The sequence below is a fragment of the Nonomuraea sp. NPDC052116 genome, from assembly GCF_040680035.1.
GTDB classification, from domain to species: domain Bacteria; phylum Actinomycetota; class Actinomycetes; order Streptosporangiales; family Streptosporangiaceae; genus Nonomuraea; species Nonomuraea angiospora_A.
The window spans coordinates 54,748-70,941 of record NZ_JBFAWA010000030.1 but is presented as its reverse complement, the minus strand read 5'-3'; the positions used below and the strand labels follow the sequence as shown (position 1 = coordinate 70,941).

Sequence of the window (16,194 nt, the reverse complement as noted above, 5' to 3'; positions counted from 1 at the left end):
CCGCTTGCGATAGATCACCGAATGTTGTTCTACTGGGGGGATGCCTGAAGTTCACAACGGCCCGCTCGCCGGGGTACGCGTACTCGAGCTCGCAGGGCTCGCACCTGGGCCGTTCGCCGGGATGATGCTGGCCGACCACGGCGCCGAGGTGCTGCGCGTGGACCGGGTCAAGGCGGTCTCCGACCGGCCGCGCGGCGATGTCATGGATCGCGGGAAGCGCACGATCGGGCTGGACCTGAAGTCCCCCGAAGGCGTGGCCGCATTCAAGGGGCTGGCGCGGCATGCCGACGTCGTGATCGAGGTGTTCCGCCCGGGGGTGGCCGAGCGGCTCGGCATCGGCCCCGACGACCTCCACGCGGTGAACGAGCGGCTGATCTACGGCCGGATGACCGGCTGGGGCCAGGACGGGCCGCTCGCGTCCACGGCCGGCCACGACATCGACTACGTCGCGATCTCCGGCGTCCTGTCGATGCTGGGGCGCGAGGGCGGCCCGCCGACCCCGCCGATCAACATCCTCGGCGACTTCGCCGGCGGCGGGCTGATGCTGGCGTACGGGGTGCTGATGGCCCTGTTCGAGCGGGAGCGCACCGGCAAGGGGCGGGTGATCGACGCGGCCATGGTGGACGGGGCGGCGATCCTGTTCTCGATGTTCTACCAGGCGGCGCAGAGCGGCTACTGGGGGCCGCGCGGCACGAACCTGCTCGACACCGGCGCCCCGCAGTACGACACGTACGAGACGGCCGACGGCGAGTTCGTGGCCGTGGGCTCGCTGGAGCCGCAGTTCTGGGACGCGATGGTGAACCTGATGGGGTTGGCCGACCTGCCCGACAGGAACGACAGGGCGCAGTGGCCCGCGCTGAAGGCCCGCCTGGCCGAGGAGTTCAGGAAGCGCACGCGGGCCGAGTGGGAGGCGCTCTTCGAGGGCTCGGACGCGTGCGTCTCGCCCGTCCTGTCCATGGCCGAGGCCCCGCACCACCCGCACAACACCGCCCGGGGCTCCTTCGTCGAGGTCGGCGGCGTCACCCAGCCGATGCCCGCGCCCCGCCTGCTCGGCGCGCCCCGGCCGGACCTCTCCCCCGCGACCCGCCTCAGCGACCTTTCGGAGTGGGGGCTGCCTCAGGAGGAGGCGGACAAACTTCGCGACCAGGGGGTGCTCGCGTAGTCCTTCAGCACGATCGAGTCGTGCAGCCGCACGCCCTTGCTGCTGATCTTGGCGGCCGCCGTGGTGAGCGCGACCGGCAGGTGGTTGATCAGCCGCACCGTCGCGGCCAGCGCCCAGAGGTCGAACCGGCTGCCGGGGACGATCTTCTTGGCCGCGTTGATGGCGAACGTACGGCTGCGGCGCACGTAGTCGCCTATCTCGGCCTCATAGGCGGGGAAGGCCCGCGTGTGGTCGCCGCCGTAGGTCGCGAGCTCGCCCGCCAGGATGTACGCCCCGACGACCGCCAGGCTCGTGCTCCCGCCGACGGCCGGACCGGGGCAGTACCCGGCGTCGCCCACGAGCGTCACCCGGCCGCGTGACCAGGTGTCCATGCGGAGCTGCGTGATCGAGTCGAAGTAGAAGGCCGGCGTGCGGTCCAGCTCCTCCAGCAGCCGCGGCACCTCCCAGCCCATCCCCTCGAAGTGCTCGCGCAGCAGCTCCTTCTGCCGGGGGACGTCGCGGTGATGGTAGTCGAGCTGCCGCGGCGTCCTGAACAGGAACAACGCTCGCGCGTCCCCCATGTCCACGGCGCCGATCCCGGCCATCCGGCCCGCCCCCGCGATGACCTCCGTCCGGCCGTCGAGCCCGAGGTAGTCGGGCACCGAGACGACGGCCAGATAGGCGCCGATCCACGTGGCGTAGTCCGACTCGGGGCCGAAGACGAGGCGGCGGACGTTCGAGTGCAGGCCGTCGGCGCCGATGACCAGGTCGAACGTGTCCGTCCTGCCGCTGTCGAAGGTGACCTCGCCGTCGTCGGAGATCGAGGCGATGGAGTCGCCGAAGACGTAGTCGACGTCTTCCTTGGTGGCGTCGTAGATGATCTCGCTCAGGTCGTCGCGCATGATCTCGACGTGCCGGTCGGAGACGGCGCTCATCACGCGGCGCAGCTCCACCTCGATGGGCCGCGACTCGCCCTCCCGGTGCACCGTGAGCCGCTCGATGCCGGTCTTCTTGGCCATGACCTGCTCCAGCAGGCCCATCTTCTCGACGATGTCCATCGCCGGCCTGAACAGGTCGACGGCGTGGCCACCGGTCTTCCTGAGCGCCGGGGCCCGTTCCACGACGGTGACGGTGGAGCCGTACCTGGTGAGCCAGTACGCGAGAGCCGGGCCCGCGACGCTCGCTCCCGAGATGAGGATCCGCATGACCGCCTCCTTACTTAACGATAGGTAAGTGCCAGGCTAGCAGCTTACTTAACGATAGGTAAGGGGTATTCTTCAGCCATGCCCAGTGACACGAGGACGCGCATCCAGGAGGTGGCCCGCGAGCTGTTCGTCTCCCAGGGCGTTCAGAACACGAGCCTGCGCCAGATCTCAGACCGCCTGGGCATCACCAAGCCCGCGCTCTACTACCATTTCGCCTCGCGCGACGACCTCGTCCGCAGCATCGTGCAGCCGATGGTGGAGGACATCGAGCGGTTCGTCGCGACGCGTCAGCCCGGCGACGCCCGGCAGCTGCTCGACGACTACTTCGAGCTGATCTGGCGGCACCGCGAGGTGACCATGATGATGGTGCGGGAGCTGTCCGTGCTGGGCTTCCTCGACCTGGGCACCCGCATGTTCGACTGGCGGCGGCGGATCATCACGCTGCTGCTGGGCCCGGAGCTCACACAGGCGCAGCACATCCGGGCGACGGTGGCGCTGGGCGGCATGTCCGACTGCTCGGTGGAATACGCGAACCTGCCGGTCGAAGAGGTCAAGCCGGCGGCCGTCGAGGCGGCGGCCGCCGCGCTCGGTCTCTAGATGGCCAGGTAGAGGTCCACGCCGTCCGGGTGGTGGACCTCGAGGTCAGTGGTGAACGCGCGGGACGGCGTACCCCCTGACTCGGTGTGCTTCCACACCTGCTGCCACATGTCGACGAGGGCCTGCGGCATCGGGCCGCGGACCTCCACCCGCAGTGACGGGACCGCCGGCACGCGCACGGCCACCATGCCCTCCGGCAGCCGCGGCACGGTGCGCACGCCGGTGCCGACGATCTGCGTGTACGCGCCGTGATGGTCGCTCTCGTAGTCGGTCAGCACCGCGTACAGGTTCTCGTCCACGCGCCCCGGCACGTGCGCGAAGGCCCCCGGAGCGCCGGCCCGCTGCCAAAGTACGGGCAGCTTCGCCCGCGACGGATCCATCTCGTCTGCATTCGTGGTGCGTACGGCGAAGCCGACCACGATCAATTCGCCCCGTTCGGTGACGTCCACAGGGCCCTCCCTCCCCCAAAAGTGTCCCGGCCGATCATAAGCCCCATCCAACGGGGGAAACCCCTCAATGTGCGGTCACCGCATAAGATGAATGAACGTGAAGTTTCTCAACGACCTCGAGCCTCATTACGACCTGACCTATAGCGACGTGTTCATGGTGCCGTCGCGATCCGCGGTCGGTTCGCGGCTCGCAGTCGACCTGTCGACGAACGACGGCACGGGCACCACCATTCCCGTCGTCGTGGCGAACATGACCGCGGTCGCCGGCCGGCGCATGGCCGAGACCGTGGCACGGCGGGGCGGCATCGCCGTGATCCCGCAGGACATTCCGCAGGACGTCGTGACCGACGTCGTCGACTGGGTCAAGAAACGCGACCTCGTCCACGACACACCGCTCACACTCACCCCCCACGACACCGTCGGCGAGGCGCTGCAGCTGCTGCCCAAGCGGGCGCACGACGCGATCATCGTGGTCGACTGGGACAACCGGCCGGTCGGGGTCGTGACCGACGCCGACTGCCAGGGCGTCGACATGTACACCCAGCTCTCGCAGGTCATGTCGAGCGAGCTGCTGACGCTGCCCGCCGGGCTGGACCCGCGCACGGCCTTCGAACGGCTGCACGGCGGCCGCCACCGGCTGGCCCCCGTCGTCGATCCCGGCGGGCGGCTGGTCGGCATCCTCACCCGCCTCGGCGCGCTGCGCGCCACTCTCTACCAGCCCGCGATCGACGCGCAGGAACGGCTGCGCATCGCGGCCGCGGTCGGCGTGAACGGCGACGTGGCCGCCAAGGCCAAGGAGCTGCTCGACGCCGGGATCGACTGCCTGGTCGTGGACACCGCGCACGGCCACCAGGAGAAGATGATCTCGGCCCTGCGCGCCGTCAAGGCCCTCGACCCCGGCGTGCCCGTCGTGGCGGGCAACGTGGTGACGGCCGAGGGCGTGCGCGACCTGGTGAACGCCGGGGCCGACATCCTCAAGGTCGGGGTCGGGCCCGGCGCCATGTGCACCACGCGGATGATGACCGGCGTGGGCCGGCCGCAGTTCTCCGCCGTGCTGGAGTGCTCGGCGGAGGCCCGGCGGCTGGGCCGGCACGTGTGGGCGGACGGTGGGGTACGCCATCCGCGCGACGTGGCGCTGGCGCTGGCCGCGGGGGCGTCCAACGTGATGATCGGCTCATGGTTCGCGGGGACGTACGAGTCGCCCGGCGACACCCACACCGATGCGAACGGGCGCAAGTACAAGGAGAACTTCGGCATGGCCTCCGCGCGGGCCGTGCGGCTGCGGACGGCCGACGACTCGGCGTTCGAGCGGGCCAGGAAGGCGCTGTTCGAGGAGGGCATCTCGACCTCCCGCATGTATCTAGACCCGAAGCGGCCGAGCGTGGAGGACCAGATCGACGGCATCGTGGCGGGGCTGCGGTCGGCGTGCACGTACGCGGGGGCGTCGAACCTGGAGGAGTTCCACGCGCAGGCCGTGGTCGGGATCCAGAGCTCGTCCGGCTATGCCGAGGGGATGCCGCTGCACCAGAGCTGGTGACTTGTGCGTTCTTGACTTCGGCTGCTTCGGCTTCGACTGTTTCGGCTTCAGCTGCTTCGGCCTCGGCTGCTTCAGCCTCGGCTGCTTCGGCTCCAGCTGCTTCAGCTTCGGCTGCTTCAGCTTCGGCTGCTTCAGCTTCGGCGCCAGCCGCCGGCTGCGTGGATGCCGCCGTCCACGTGCAACGTCGCTCCCGTGACGAACCTGGCCAGGTCGCTGGCCAGGAACACGGCCGCGCCGGCGGCCTCCTCCGGGCCGCCCAGCCGGCCGAGGGGCGGGACGCGTACCGGCTCGTAGGGCAGGGGGCGGGCCAGCATGCGCTCGCGCACCCCCGACTCGCCCTCGGTCCGCAGCGCGTCGGGCGCGATCGCGTTCACCCGGATGCCCCTGGGGGCGAGTTCCAGGGCGAGCGTCTTCGTCAGGCTCTCCAGACCGGCCTTCATCGCCGCGTACACCGCGAACCCCGGGGCCGCCTGGTGGGCCTCGCTCGAGGTCACGTTGATGATCGACGCGCCCGGCGACATCATCGGCAGCAACCGTCTGATCATGCCGGTGACCTGCGTGAAGTTCTCCTCGACCAGGATCTGCTCGCCGCGGGGCGAGGTGTCGGCGAAGGCCGCGTGGAAGGTGCCGCCCGCGTTGTTGACCAGGATGTCCACCCGGCCCCACCGCTCACGGATGGCCTGGGCGAAGATCTCCACCGCCACGTGGTCGCGTACGTCGAGCTTCATCGCCAGCTCGGCCCGCGGCTTGTCGCGGTCGCACACCGCGACATGAGCGCCGAACGCGGCGAACGTCTCCGCGATCGCCAGCCCGATGCCCCTGGCCGCCCCGGTGACCACGGCGACGCGCCCGGTGAGCAGGATCCCATCCGGAGAAAGGGCGGTCATGAACGATGACGATATCCCGACCGCATAGAGTCGTCGGGTCTCATTGTCAGCAATCATCAACAGGAGCACTTCGTGGCACTCGAAAAGCCCGAGATCGACTTTCCCGAGGGCAACCCGCCCGCCGACCTGGAGATCGTCGACCTGACCGTGGGCGACGGCCCGGAGGCCAAGCCCGGCCACACCGTACGCGTCCACTACGTGGGCGTGGCCTTCTCGACCGGTGAGGAGTTCGACGCGTCGTGGAACCGCGGCGACGCGTTCGAGTTCCCGCTCGGCGCGGGCCGCGTCATCGCGGGCTGGGACCAGGGGGTCGCGGGCATGAAGGTCGGCGGACGGCGCAAGCTCGTCATCCCGTCGCATCTCGGTTACGGCAGCCGGGGGGCCGGCGCGCGCATCAAGCCGAACGAGACGCTCATCTTCGTCGTCGACCTGCTCGGCGTCAGCTAGCACCTCCCCGGGGCGGGCCACTTGACCCAAAACGGCCCGCCCCACCCCTCCCCGACCCGACACCCCACCCGTGTCCAGCCCGACACCCACCCCTTCCAGACCCGACGCTCCTCCTCACACTGGCCGCCCGCCCAGACCCAACGCCCCCACACAACTCACCCCCACCGCTTCCGGACCCGCGCCCCCATTCCCTCCCACCTCGCCCCTCCGGATCGACACCCCCGCGCGCCTGCGCCGCCTTTCCAAACCGACGCGCCCACGCGCCCTGCGTCGCCCTTCCGGACCGACGCCCCGCTCCCTCCCGCCCCGTCTTTCCCAACCGACGTCCCCCAAGCGCCCTGCCCCGCCTTGCCCCGATACACCGGCCCACCCCGCTTCGGCGATCGCCCATTCAACGCGACAGTCGCCCTGACGCACGTACCGACGTGACACCGCATCACCCTCGCCCTCCCGAAACGAGAGGCCCCACCCACGCACCCGAGCGCCCCGCCCGAGAAGCCCCAAATAAGGGCCCTATACGCGGCACCCATATACGAGATCCCAAAAGGGAGCAACGCGCACGAGGGGCCGTGCCGGGAACAAGGCAGACACTTGGCCGATATCGGGTGGGGAAATGTCGGCACCATAAGGCAACATAGGCGTGTGCTTCTGATCGACGTGGTCCGGGTTTCCGAGGCGGTGGCGCGCACGTCCGCTCGGCTCGGCAAGGTGGGCCATCTGGCGGAGCTGCTGGGCCGGGTCGGCCCGGAGGAGGCGGAGATCGCGATCTCGTACCTCTCGGGCGAGCTGCCCCAGCGGCAGGTGGGCGTGGGCTGGCGCACGTTGGAGGACATCCCCCAGCCCAAGCTGGCCGCCACCGCCACCCTGACCGCGGTCGACGAGCTGCTGAGCAGGATCAAGGCGGTTTCCGGGCCGGGCTCGCAGGCCGCGCGCAAGGCGCTGGTGGCCGAGCTGTTCGCGGGGCTGACGAGCCAGGAGCAGCAGTTCATGCGGCGACTGCTGTTCGGTGAGCTGCGGCAGGGCGCGCTCGACGGCGTCATGATCGAGGCGGTGGCCAAGGCGTCCGGCGCGCCGTCGGCCGACGTGCGCCGCGCGCTCACGCTGCGCGGCTGGCTTCCCGCCGTCGGCGCGGCCGCGCTGAGCGGCGGGGTAGAGGCGCTGCGCGCGTTCCGGCTGCAGGTGGGACAGGCGGTCTCGCCCATGCTGGCGGGCAGCGCGCCCAACGTCGCCGCCGCGCTGGAGAAGGCCGGCGCCCCCGCGGCGCTGGAGTGGAAGCTCGACGGCATGCGGGTGCAGGCCCACCGTTCGGGCTCTGAGGTCAAGGTTTTCACGCGTACGCTCGACGACATCACGCCGCAGGTTCCCGAGCTGGTCGAGGCCGTGCTCGACATGCCGTACGACGATCTCGTGCTGGACGGCGAGGTGCTCGCGCTGCGTCCTGACGGGCGGCCGCACCCGTTCCAGGTGACGGCGAGCCGCGCGACCAGCAAGATCAACGTTGCCCAGCTGCGCGAGCAGACGCCGCTGAGCGTGTTCTTCTTCGATGCCCTGCGGGTGGACGGCGCCGACCTGCTCGACCTGCCCTATTCACAACGCCAGGAGGCCCTCGCCCGCGCGGTCCCCCAGGGGCTGCTGACACCGCGGCTGGTGACGGGTGACGTGGCCGAGGCGGAGAAGTTCTTCACCGATTTGGTCAAGGCGGGCCACGAGGGCCTGGTGGTCAAGTCCCTGGCCTCCCCTTACGCGGCGGGCCGCCGGGGTGCCGGATGGATCAAGGTCAAGCCGCGTCACACGCTCGACCTGGTGGTCCTGGCCGCCGAATGGGGTCATGGGCGGCGCGAGGGCAAGCTCTCCAACCTCCACCTCGGAGCGCGTGACCCTTCGGGCGGGTTCGTGATGCTCGGCAAGACGTTCAAGGGCCTGACTGACGAACTGCTGGCCTGGCAGACCGAGCGCTTCCTCGAGCTGGCCGAGGGGCCCACCGACAACTGGACGGTCACGCTGCGGCCGGAGCTGGTGGTGGAGATCGCCTTCGACGGAGTCCAGCGCTCCCCCCGCTATCCCGGCGGCATGGCCCTCCGTTTCGCCAGGGTCCTGCGCTACCGCCCGGACAAGCGCGTCGAGGACGCCGACACGGTCGACACCGTGCGCTCTCTGATGCTGTAGCCGGCCCTGCCTGAAATCAGCAAGCCGCAAACCCTCAAGCACAAAAACACCCACGATTGACGGCTTGATCACCAGGCGCTCGGAATATCAACCCACCCAGCTCGGCCGATCACCACACCCACCTCGGCCCATCACCCACCCAGCGCCGCCGATCACCACACCCACCTCGGCCTATCACCACCCGGCTCGGCTTATCACCCACCCGAGCTGCACCATTTGCCGATCAAGCCTGCTTTCTCGCGTTTCCCGGAGCCCCAAAGATCCATAGCGCCCACTGGGCGTTCTTAGCAATCTTGCGGCTTAAGTGAGATATGTCACTGACTGTCACATTAAGTTGCCTTTACTCGGGCTTTGTCGCATATGTTCGTCCTCACTGCGCGGGATCCCCCTCCCCGCTTACGGATCGGCCGCCGTGCGCCCTCCACCCCCTCCGGCCCGGCCTTTCCCTGCCCTATCCCCTAGCTAGGACTGTGGTTTACCTTGGGCCAGCATTCCCTCAAGCCGACCCCTCAGTACCGCAAGCTCATCGCAGGCAAGCGCCGCTGGATCACCCTCGCGGCCGGCGCCGCCGTCGTGGCCGCCGCCTCCACCGCTGCCTGGGCCGCCATGGACACCACCGGCTCCCCCAACCATCCCTCGGCAGCCCCCACCCCGCTCCAGGCCAAGCCCCTGAACGAAGCCGCTCGCCAGGCGACCCCCCAATCGCCCTCGCCGCTCCCCAAGCCCGCGGCGGCCCGCCCGAGGCCCACCAAGTCCCCGGCGACCGCCCAGCCGAACACCACCGCCTCCCCGGCAGCGGCCTCCTCGAGCCCGGCCGCCAAGCCCACGGCGACCAAGCGCTCAACCCCCGGGACCACGTCGCCCACGCCCGCGAAGGCCACCAAGTCCCCGGCCCACAAGCCGAAGACCCGCGTACTCTCATCCGGAACCTGCGGCGCCTCCTACTACGGCGACCCCCAGATGACGGCCAGCGGCGAGCGCTTCGACCCCTCGGCCATGACCGCCGCCCACAAGACCCTCCCCCTGGGCAGCAAGGTCCGCGTCACCAACCCCGGCACCGGCGAATCGGTCACGGTCCGCATCAACGACCGCGGCCCGTACGTGGGCGGCCGCTGCCTCGACCTCTCCGAAGCCGCCTTCTCCGCCATCGGCAACACCAGCGCCGGCGTCATGCGCGTCAAGTACGAGGTCCTGTCCCGCTAACCCCGCCCCACGCCAAGGCCCTGCCCCGCGTACGCCACCCCCACGCCGGGGCCCTGTCCGCTTACGCCACCCCCACGCCGGGGCCCTGTCCGCTTACGCCGCCCGGTCCCGAGGTCCTGCCCCGCTGCCGCCAGCACGCCCTAAGGTCCTGTCCCGCTGCCGCCGCCCCACCCACGAGGCCCGCCCCGCGAGGTTCTGCCCCACTACCGCCACCACGCCCTAAGGGCCTGCCCCGCTACCGCCGCCCCGCCCCGCAGGCCCTTTCACCGCATCTGAACCACGCGGCCATTCAGTGCGACGCCAGCACGAGGCGCCCGGCTCAACGGTGACGTCAGTCCACCGCACCTCTACGCCTGGCCGGAGCCCCCACAGCCCTTCCACCGCACCCAATGCACTCACTTGACGGCACCAGACGGGGCACGGTCGTCACACCGAACCACCACGCACCAAGCCCCGCCCAGACCCCCACCCTTAACCAGCCGACGCGACCGTTCAACCGAACCAGCGCCCGCCCACATCAATCCCCGCCCTGACTCCCACCCCAAAGCCAGCCAACGCGACCGTTCTACTGAACCTGCACGCGCCCGCATCAACCCCCAGCCCCGACACCCACCCCCAAACCCAGCCGACGCGACCGTTCAACCAAACCAGTACGCGCCCGACATCAAGCCTCAGCGCTGAAACCCATCCCAAAGCCAGCCGGCACGACCGTTCAAACGAACCTGCACACGCCTGCGTCAACCCCCAACCCAGACACTCACCCCAAAGCTGGCCGGCGTGCGGTCGTCACACCAAGCCAGCGCACTTCTCGCGCTGAACCCCGACCCAGTCGCCACTCCGAAAGGGCTTAACTGGATGCGCTCCCTTGCTGGGCTGGACCAGGCCGGGCTCGTATAGATCTCGGGTGCTGGCGAGTGGAGTCACTTCACCAGGCGCAGCGTCATCGGGTAACGGAAGTTGCCCTCCGTCAGGGACGTAATGCCGCCGACGATGGAGAGGACGACGGCGGCGACCCAGATGACCGGGAGCAGCACGACACCGATGACCGTGAACGGCAGGAGAATCGTGGCTCCCACCACCGTGAGCTGGAAGTTGAGTGCTTCGAGCGCCTGCCTGCGAATGTAGGGCGAAGTCTTGGCGCCGGTGAGCAGCAGGATCAGAGGGCCGGCGATCGGGATGCCGACGACCATCAGCAGATGACCGACGGCGGCGGCGGCGAGACGTTCGTTGCTCTCCGGCGCCCGCTCAGGGCGGACCGGGGGCGGGAGTGGGGCGAGCCGGGGTACGGCTTGAGCGCCGTACAGCTCAGTCATGATGGGCATCAGGTCACCGTGCGTGCGCGCCGTCATCGCGCGCTCCAGCCGGTCGTCGAACTCGAGCTTGTCGAAGCGGCCCTCCGCGTAGGCGGCCTTGACGTGCTCGACCACGTGCTCTCTGTCCTGGTGGGTGACGCGCAGATGAGCTGGCTGCACCTGTCCCGGCCCAGGGGTTTGCGGTACCCCAGCCATAATCGCCATGCCTCTCCTTTGAGAATCGGGCAGTCACCTCTCATACTGCGTCCCTCGGACCCTCGGTGCTATCGGGAGAATCCCGGATGTGACCCCTAGATCATCCCCGACGCACGGAGGCTCCAGACGGTATAAAAAGGATGCATGAGATGGCGAGACCGCTACGGCATTCGTCGACTGCGCGGCCCCAAGGTCGCGAAGTTCGACCGCGAGGCGACTGACGCCGACATCGAAGCGCTTATCGCTTTTGCCCGCTCGCGCCGCGGCGTCGAGTTTTACGTCGAGCCAGAGACTTTCGCCACCGACACGACCGCCGTGGCGGTCGCCGACGACGGCGAATGGACCAGGCGCAGGGTCGGTTCCCCTGCCGTGATCCACAAGGTTGCCCGCGATCTTGCCCTCCCGGTTTATGACGTACAACTCACCGGCTATCCGCCGCGCATGCGCGCTTACAACGAGCGCCGCCGCCGCGAAGAAGGCACCGGCAGCTGACCCCCGACAACCGTCCGCCAGCGGGTCACCCGTTGGCGGACCACTGACTGACTGACGATTGGCGCAGTGTCTGCTGACACCGAGAGCCGCCAACTCACAACCGGCAGCCGGCGACCGACAGCCACTCGACCTGCAATCAGGCTGGCGGCTCACAACCAACAGCCGCCGTCCCACGGCCAGCGATCGGCGATCGGCGATCGGCGACCAACCCCGCTTGCGGCTGCGGCCGTCAACCGCAAACAGCAGCCGGCGACTGGCGGCCAACCGCTCACGATTGGCAACCGGCGACCGACAAGCCTCCGAACTGCGACCCGACCAACAGCCGCACCCTCGCGGCCAGCGACCGGCAGCCAACCGCTCACGGCCGACAACTGGCAACCCGCAACCCGCGAGTCAGCGGTCGGTGGCCCGCGACCTGCAACTGGCAGTCGGTGGTTCACGACTGGCGACTGGCGGATGGCGACGATCCACTTCCTCGTGGCTGGTGGATGGCGACGATCCGCTTTCTTGTGGTTCGTGGATGGCGACGATCGGCGCCTCCCTGTGGATCAGGTTGTCCCCCCACTGCGTGGTTGCTCGGTGGTCTCGATCGGTGCTCTTGGCAGGGCGCTTGTGAGTGGTGGTGGGTGGGCGTTATTCGGGTGGGGAGTGCGGGTCGTCTTCGTCCAGGAGGTTCACCAGGGGGAGGAGCCAGGAGGCGTGGGGTGGGCCCATGGCGGCGTCGAGTTCGGCCGGGGTGGGGAGGCGGTCTCGGAGGATCGTGGGAGACAGGAGGTTTTGGAGGGCGTGCATGAGGAGGTTGGCCATCGAGTAGCTGGGGTCGATGGTCAGTGCGCGTTCCAGGGCGATGGTGGCCTGGACGTTGTTTCCCGCGCGCCAGGAAGCCATCGCCAGGAGGGATGCGGCCGGTGGGATGAAGCGGGGCTCCAGCCTGCGGGTCAGGTCCTTCCAGAGGAGTACGTGGGAATCTTGCATGAGGGTCCAGGCCTCGTCACGGGCTCGGGTGATCGATAGGGCCAGGCCTAGTTTTGCCGCTTCCGCGTCGTCCAGGCGGCCGCCTTCCTCGTGGGTCTGGAGGGCTGATCGGACTCTGTTCAGGCTTTCGGCGATGAACTGCGTCGCGAAGGTGTCGAGGTTTGTGGTGGCTGTCAGGTCGACTCGGAATTCTGCGATCGCGTCGGCTGTGGCTTGGCGCATGGCCATGCGTACGGGGCCTGCGATGGGGGCGATCGTACGTTCCAGGGATTCGCGATCGGGGAGGGCCACCAGGCCTCGGATGGTCGCCTCGGCGGCGATCTGGCTGGTGGTCAGGTCGTACGGAGTGCCTTCGGCCGGGCAGCACGTCGCGAGATCGCAGATGTAAGACCAATAGCGGCCCTCATGTGCTCGTAGTGCTTCGCCTACATGGAGTTCGGTCTTGTCGGCGAGGAGTCTGGCCTCGTCGGCTGCCGGTGTCACCAGCTCCCCCGGGCCGTAGCCGACGACGACGATCTCTGTCACGCCCTCCCGGTCGAAGACTGGCTCCAAGGAGGCGAGGGTGCCGGGAGGGAACGGGAGGCTCCATCTGGCCACCAACTTGGCCTGGCGACGGTCGAGGCCGATCACGATGAGGCTGGTCTTCGGGTGGAAACCGACGAGGTATGGCACTGCGGCCAGGATGTCGGTGGGGCTGGTGAGGGTGAGACAGGGCTCCAGCGACGTGAAGCTGGATGAGGGGGAGGAGGAAGGGGAGTGAGGGGAGGGAGGGGAGGGTGACGTAGGGGAGGTTGAGGGTGACGGCGAGGGAGCGATGGTGGTGGGGTCGGAGTCCTCGGAGGTGGAAGTGGAAGTGGGAGTGGGGTTCGGGGTTGGGGTGGTCGCGGGGGTGGAGTGGTTGGTCGTCATGGGCCCTTAGGGTGCCTGGGCGGCGGCTGTGGGATCGAGACCGAATGCGATTCTGGGGATAGTGGGGGGCGTCCGGGAGCGGGGTTGTGGATAACTGCCCGCTGGTTTTCGGCTGGGCTCTTTGGGTGATGGTGGTTCTTGCTGCCCAAGCCATGGCCGCCCAAGCCATGGCCGCCCAAGCCATGGCTGGTGCTGGTAGCGGGCGGCGGCGACGGCTGGTGCCCGATGGGCGATGACGGGTGATTGGCCCGCGAGGCCCCCAAGCGAAGTGGCCGGAGCCGGAGGGGGCAGGCTGAGCAGGAGGGGGCAGGCTGAGCAGGAGGGGGCGGGCTGAGGGGTGGGCCGAGCCGAAGGGGCTGAGCGGTGAAGGCTCTGAGGGTGAAGGCCCTGGGATCGAAGGGCTGGGGTCGAAGGGCTGGGGTCGAAGGGCTGGGGTCGAAGGGCTGGGGTGGAGGCGCTGACCGTGAAGCCGCTGACCGTGAAGGCGCTGACCGTGAAGGCGCTGACCGTGAAGGGATGAAGTGGGAGGTTATGAGGTGGGAGGTTATGAGGTGGGGGTCAGGTGGGCGCGGACGAGGAGGGCGGCGCCGGCCACGGCGGCGGGCATGGCGATGACTGCGACGAACGGCACCAGGAACAGCAGGAATCCCACCACCCCGAACCCCAACGCGCTGGCCTTGTTCGCGCGCAGCAGCGCGAAGCGTTGCTTGCGGGCCATGCCCCGCCGCTCCAGCGCCAGGGTGGTGAGCTCCACCGTCAGGAAGAAGCCCGAGACGAGCGCCCCGAGCACCGGCACCACCGTCTGGCCGACCACCGGGACGAAGCCCAGGAAGAACAGCGGGATCGTGAAAAGGAGCACGTAGAACAGCGTGATCAGGCTGTCCCTGAGCGAGCGCGGCAGGGTGCGCCACCACGGCTGCTCGTCGGCGTCCGGGAGCGGGTCCACCTCGGCCGACAGCCGCTCGTAGAACGGCTCCCCGATCGCCAGGGTGAGCGCGGTGAAGGTCAGTACGGCCAGCGCCAGCCCTCCGAGGAACAGCACGATCCCCACCAGCGTCCGGAACAGGTCACGCCAGCCCCACGACTCCGCGAACGGCGTCAGGAACGCGGCCAGGTCGGTGGCGTACGTGCCCAGAAAGATCAGCGCCGCGACGTACACCGCGAACGCGATCAGCGCCGGGATCAGCCCGAACAGCCACCACCGCCCGTGCCTGGCGACCCACCCCAACCCCTGGAAGAAGAAGCCGACGCCGGACGTGAAGTCGCGCAGTGATCGCATGCCCGGCAGGCTAGCGCCAGAACGACGTCACCGCGTAGCCCAGCTCCGCGAACAGGTCGTGCAGCAGCGGCAGCGAGATGCCGATCACATTGCCGTGGTCGCCTTCGATGCCCTCGATGAACCACCCGCCGCGCCCGTCGATGCTGAAGGCCCCGGCCACGCTGAGCGGCTCCCCCGTGGCGATGTACGCGGTGATCTCCTCGTCGGACGGCCGGCCGAAGCGGACCACGGTGGTGGCGACCTGCGCCGCCTGCTTGCCCGCGGCCACGTCGATCACGCAGTGGCCCGTCACCAGGCGTCCCGTGCGCCCGCGCATGAGCCGCCACCGCTCGGCGGCCTCCTCAGGCGTGGCGGGCTTGCCGTACGGGCGGCCGTCCAGCTCCAGGATCGAGTCGCAGCCGATGACCAGGCCCTCGTCGAGCTCGTTCGCGACCGCCTCCGCCTTGGCCTTGGCGAGCACGAGGCTGAGTGCCGCCGGGGTGTGCGCGGAGAACGAGTCCTCGTCGACGCCGCTGACGATCACCTTGGGGTCGAGCCCGGCGCTGCGGAGGAGGGCGAGGCGGGCGGGGGAGGCTGAGGCCAGAACGATCACCGCATAAGCCTACCGTTGACCTGCGCCGCGTCATTCACCAGTCGGGGTTGGAGGTGCCGGGGGCCACCTCGTGCGGGTCCCCCTCCTCATGACCGTCCGGGGCGCCGCGGCGGCCCACGGTGCCAGCGTCGGGGCCGGTGCCGCGGCGGCCCACGGTGCCAGTGCCAATTCCGGTGTCGCGGCCGGTGCCGGGGCCAGTGTCGGGGCCGGTGTCGGGGCCGGTGTCGGAGGGCGGGCGGGACTCGTACGGGCCGCCCTGCGCGGGCACCCCGCCGCCGAAGACGGCGTCCAGCAGCCCTTGGAGCAGCTCACCCAGCTCCCCCGGGCAGCCCGGCTGCTCACGGTCCAGATCGTCGGCCAGAGCGCCCGCGTTCATGCCGCGGCTCTCGGCCCGGTTGGCGAGCAGGGACATGATCATGGGCGCGACGAGGGGCAGCAGCCTCATGATGATCCCCGGGTCGACCCCGGCGAACCGCGCCAGCCCGTCCGCGGCATCCTCCGTTCCCTGGCCGCCCAGGACGTGGCCGAGGATGTTGTGCCCGTCGCGGGTCAGCGAGGCCACGTCGCCGGTGAACGGATCGGTGTCCACGTGGTCGTCCAGGGCCGCGCGCAGGGCGTCGGCGCCGTCCGGGTGACGGGCGTTGCGGGCCATGCCCCCGACGATGACGCCCGACACAGCCTCGACCACGTCGCGGGCCATGGTCGTGTCCGTGCCGAGCATCCCTGCGATCTGCTCCAGCCCTGAGTCTCCGAGCTCGGTGAGGAGCTCGTCCGTCAGTGTCACGACAGTCCCCCGATCGTTGTTCC

At 69.5% G+C, this 16,194-nt stretch carries 15 protein-coding genes; 7 read left to right on the top strand and 8 right to left on the bottom strand.

Annotated features, from left to right (window positions below):
* Window positions 1-40 precede the first annotated feature (40 nt).
* Window positions 41-1,162, top strand: coding sequence for a CaiB/BaiF CoA-transferase family protein (locus AB0L65_RS43505; RefSeq protein ID WP_364258607.1), 1,122 nt, complete (start codon window positions 41-43; stop codon window positions 1,160-1,162).
* On the opposite strand, the gene AB0L65_RS43500 is transcribed toward AB0L65_RS43505, so the two are convergent.
* Window positions 1,117-2,346: an FAD-dependent monooxygenase gene (locus AB0L65_RS43500; protein WP_364258604.1), complete on the bottom strand. Its 1,230-nt coding sequence runs from the start codon at window positions 2,344-2,346 to the stop codon at window positions 1,117-1,119. The genes AB0L65_RS43505 and AB0L65_RS43500 overlap by 46 nt on opposite strands.
* Before the next feature lie 78 nt (window positions 2,347-2,424).
* Here AB0L65_RS43500 and AB0L65_RS43495 point away from each other — a divergent pair, with 78 nt between their 5' ends.
* The gene (locus tag AB0L65_RS43495; protein ID WP_363966351.1) at window positions 2,425-2,943 is read left to right on the top strand and encodes a TetR/AcrR family transcriptional regulator; all 519 of its coding nucleotides are present in this window, start codon (window positions 2,425-2,427) and stop codon (window positions 2,941-2,943) included.
* On the opposite strand, the gene AB0L65_RS43490 is transcribed toward AB0L65_RS43495, so the two are convergent.
* On the bottom strand, window positions 2,940-3,392 hold the full coding sequence (locus AB0L65_RS43490; protein ID WP_350739316.1) for an effector binding domain-containing protein: 453 nt from the start codon (window positions 3,390-3,392) through the stop codon (window positions 2,940-2,942). The two genes, AB0L65_RS43495 and AB0L65_RS43490, sit on opposite strands and share 4 nt — an antisense overlap.
* A gap of 97 nt (window positions 3,393-3,489) precedes the next feature.
* Here AB0L65_RS43490 and AB0L65_RS43485 point away from each other — a divergent pair, with 97 nt between their 5' ends.
* On the top strand, window positions 3,490-4,929 hold the full coding sequence (locus AB0L65_RS43485) for a GuaB1 family IMP dehydrogenase-related protein (protein WP_350739319.1): 1,440 nt from the start codon (window positions 3,490-3,492) through the stop codon (window positions 4,927-4,929).
* Between the two features lie 131 nt (window positions 4,930-5,060).
* On the opposite strand, the gene AB0L65_RS43480 is transcribed toward AB0L65_RS43485, so the two are convergent.
* The gene (locus tag AB0L65_RS43480) at window positions 5,061-5,816 is read right to left on the bottom strand and encodes an SDR family oxidoreductase (protein WP_350739322.1); all 756 of its coding nucleotides are present in this window, start codon (window positions 5,814-5,816) and stop codon (window positions 5,061-5,063) included.
* A gap of 72 nt (window positions 5,817-5,888) precedes the next feature.
* Here AB0L65_RS43480 and AB0L65_RS43475 point away from each other — a divergent pair, with 72 nt between their 5' ends.
* The 3 genes from AB0L65_RS43475 to AB0L65_RS43465 all read left to right on the top strand — a co-directional run bounded on the left by AB0L65_RS43475 (window position 5,889) and on the right by AB0L65_RS43465 (window position 9,632).
* The gene (locus AB0L65_RS43475) at window positions 5,889-6,263 is read left to right on the top strand and encodes an FKBP-type peptidyl-prolyl cis-trans isomerase (RefSeq protein WP_364258601.1); all 375 of its coding nucleotides are present in this window, start codon (window positions 5,889-5,891) and stop codon (window positions 6,261-6,263) included.
* A gap of 642 nt (window positions 6,264-6,905) precedes the next feature.
* On the top strand, window positions 6,906-8,429 hold the full coding sequence (locus AB0L65_RS43470; RefSeq protein ID WP_364258599.1) for an ATP-dependent DNA ligase: 1,524 nt from the start codon (window positions 6,906-6,908) through the stop codon (window positions 8,427-8,429).
* A gap of 480 nt (window positions 8,430-8,909) precedes the next feature.
* Window positions 8,910-9,632, top strand: coding sequence for a septal ring lytic transglycosylase RlpA family protein (locus AB0L65_RS43465; RefSeq protein ID WP_364258596.1), 723 nt, complete (start codon window positions 8,910-8,912; stop codon window positions 9,630-9,632).
* A gap of 920 nt (window positions 9,633-10,552) precedes the next feature.
* On the opposite strand, the gene AB0L65_RS43460 is transcribed toward AB0L65_RS43465, so the two are convergent.
* A complete protein-coding gene (locus tag AB0L65_RS43460; protein WP_364258594.1) occupies window positions 10,553-11,104 on the bottom strand; it encodes a DUF1707 and DUF4870 domain-containing protein in 552 nt (183 codons plus the stop codon).
* Window positions 11,105-11,284: 180 nt separating this feature from the next.
* On the opposite strand from AB0L65_RS43460, the gene AB0L65_RS43455 reads away from it, so the two are divergent.
* On the top strand, window positions 11,285-11,632 hold the full coding sequence (locus tag AB0L65_RS43455; RefSeq protein ID WP_350741812.1) for a hypothetical protein: 348 nt from the start codon (window positions 11,285-11,287) through the stop codon (window positions 11,630-11,632).
* A gap of 633 nt (window positions 11,633-12,265) precedes the next feature.
* Here the strand turns inward: AB0L65_RS43455 and AB0L65_RS43450 are convergent.
* The 4 genes from AB0L65_RS43450 to AB0L65_RS43435 all read right to left on the bottom strand — a co-directional run bounded on the left by AB0L65_RS43450 (window position 12,266) and on the right by AB0L65_RS43435 (window position 16,171).
* A complete protein-coding gene (locus AB0L65_RS43450) occupies window positions 12,266-13,291 on the bottom strand; it encodes a DUF4192 domain-containing protein (protein ID WP_364258819.1) in 1,026 nt (341 codons plus the stop codon).
* Window positions 13,292-14,060: 769 nt separating this feature from the next.
* Window positions 14,061-14,795 (bottom strand): EI24 domain-containing protein, encoded by a 735-nt coding sequence (locus AB0L65_RS43445; RefSeq protein WP_364258591.1) that lies wholly within the window; start codon window positions 14,793-14,795, stop codon window positions 14,061-14,063.
* A 10-nt stretch (window positions 14,796-14,805) separates the two neighbouring features.
* Window positions 14,806-15,387, bottom strand: a complete 582-nt coding sequence (locus AB0L65_RS43440) for a Maf family protein (RefSeq protein WP_364258589.1) — start codon at window positions 15,385-15,387, stop codon at window positions 14,806-14,808.
* Window positions 15,388-15,421: 34 nt separating this feature from the next.
* The gene (locus AB0L65_RS43435) at window positions 15,422-16,171 is read right to left on the bottom strand and encodes a DUF937 domain-containing protein (RefSeq protein WP_364258586.1); all 750 of its coding nucleotides are present in this window, start codon (window positions 16,169-16,171) and stop codon (window positions 15,422-15,424) included.
* Window positions 16,172-16,194: the final 23 nt, after the last annotated feature.

Coding starts and splice junctions, on each gene's coding strand:
- AB0L65_RS43505 (WP_364258607.1), top strand. CDS start 41: ATGCCTGAAGTTCACAACGGCCCGCTCGCCGGGGTACGCGTACTCGAG.
- AB0L65_RS43500 (WP_364258604.1), bottom strand. CDS start 2,346: ATGCGGATCCTCATCTCGGGAGCGAGCGTCGCGGGCCCGGCTCTCGCG.
- AB0L65_RS43495 (WP_363966351.1), top strand. CDS start 2,425: ATGCCCAGTGACACGAGGACGCGCATCCAGGAGGTGGCCCGCGAGCTG.
- AB0L65_RS43480 (WP_350739322.1), bottom strand. CDS start 5,816: ATGACCGCCCTTTCTCCGGATGGGATCCTGCTCACCGGGCGCGTCGCC.
- AB0L65_RS43455 (WP_350741812.1), top strand. CDS start 11,285: ATGAGATGGCGAGACCGCTACGGCATTCGTCGACTGCGCGGCCCCAAG.
- AB0L65_RS43445 (WP_364258591.1), bottom strand. CDS start 14,795: ATGCGATCACTGCGCGACTTCACGTCCGGCGTCGGCTTCTTCTTCCAG.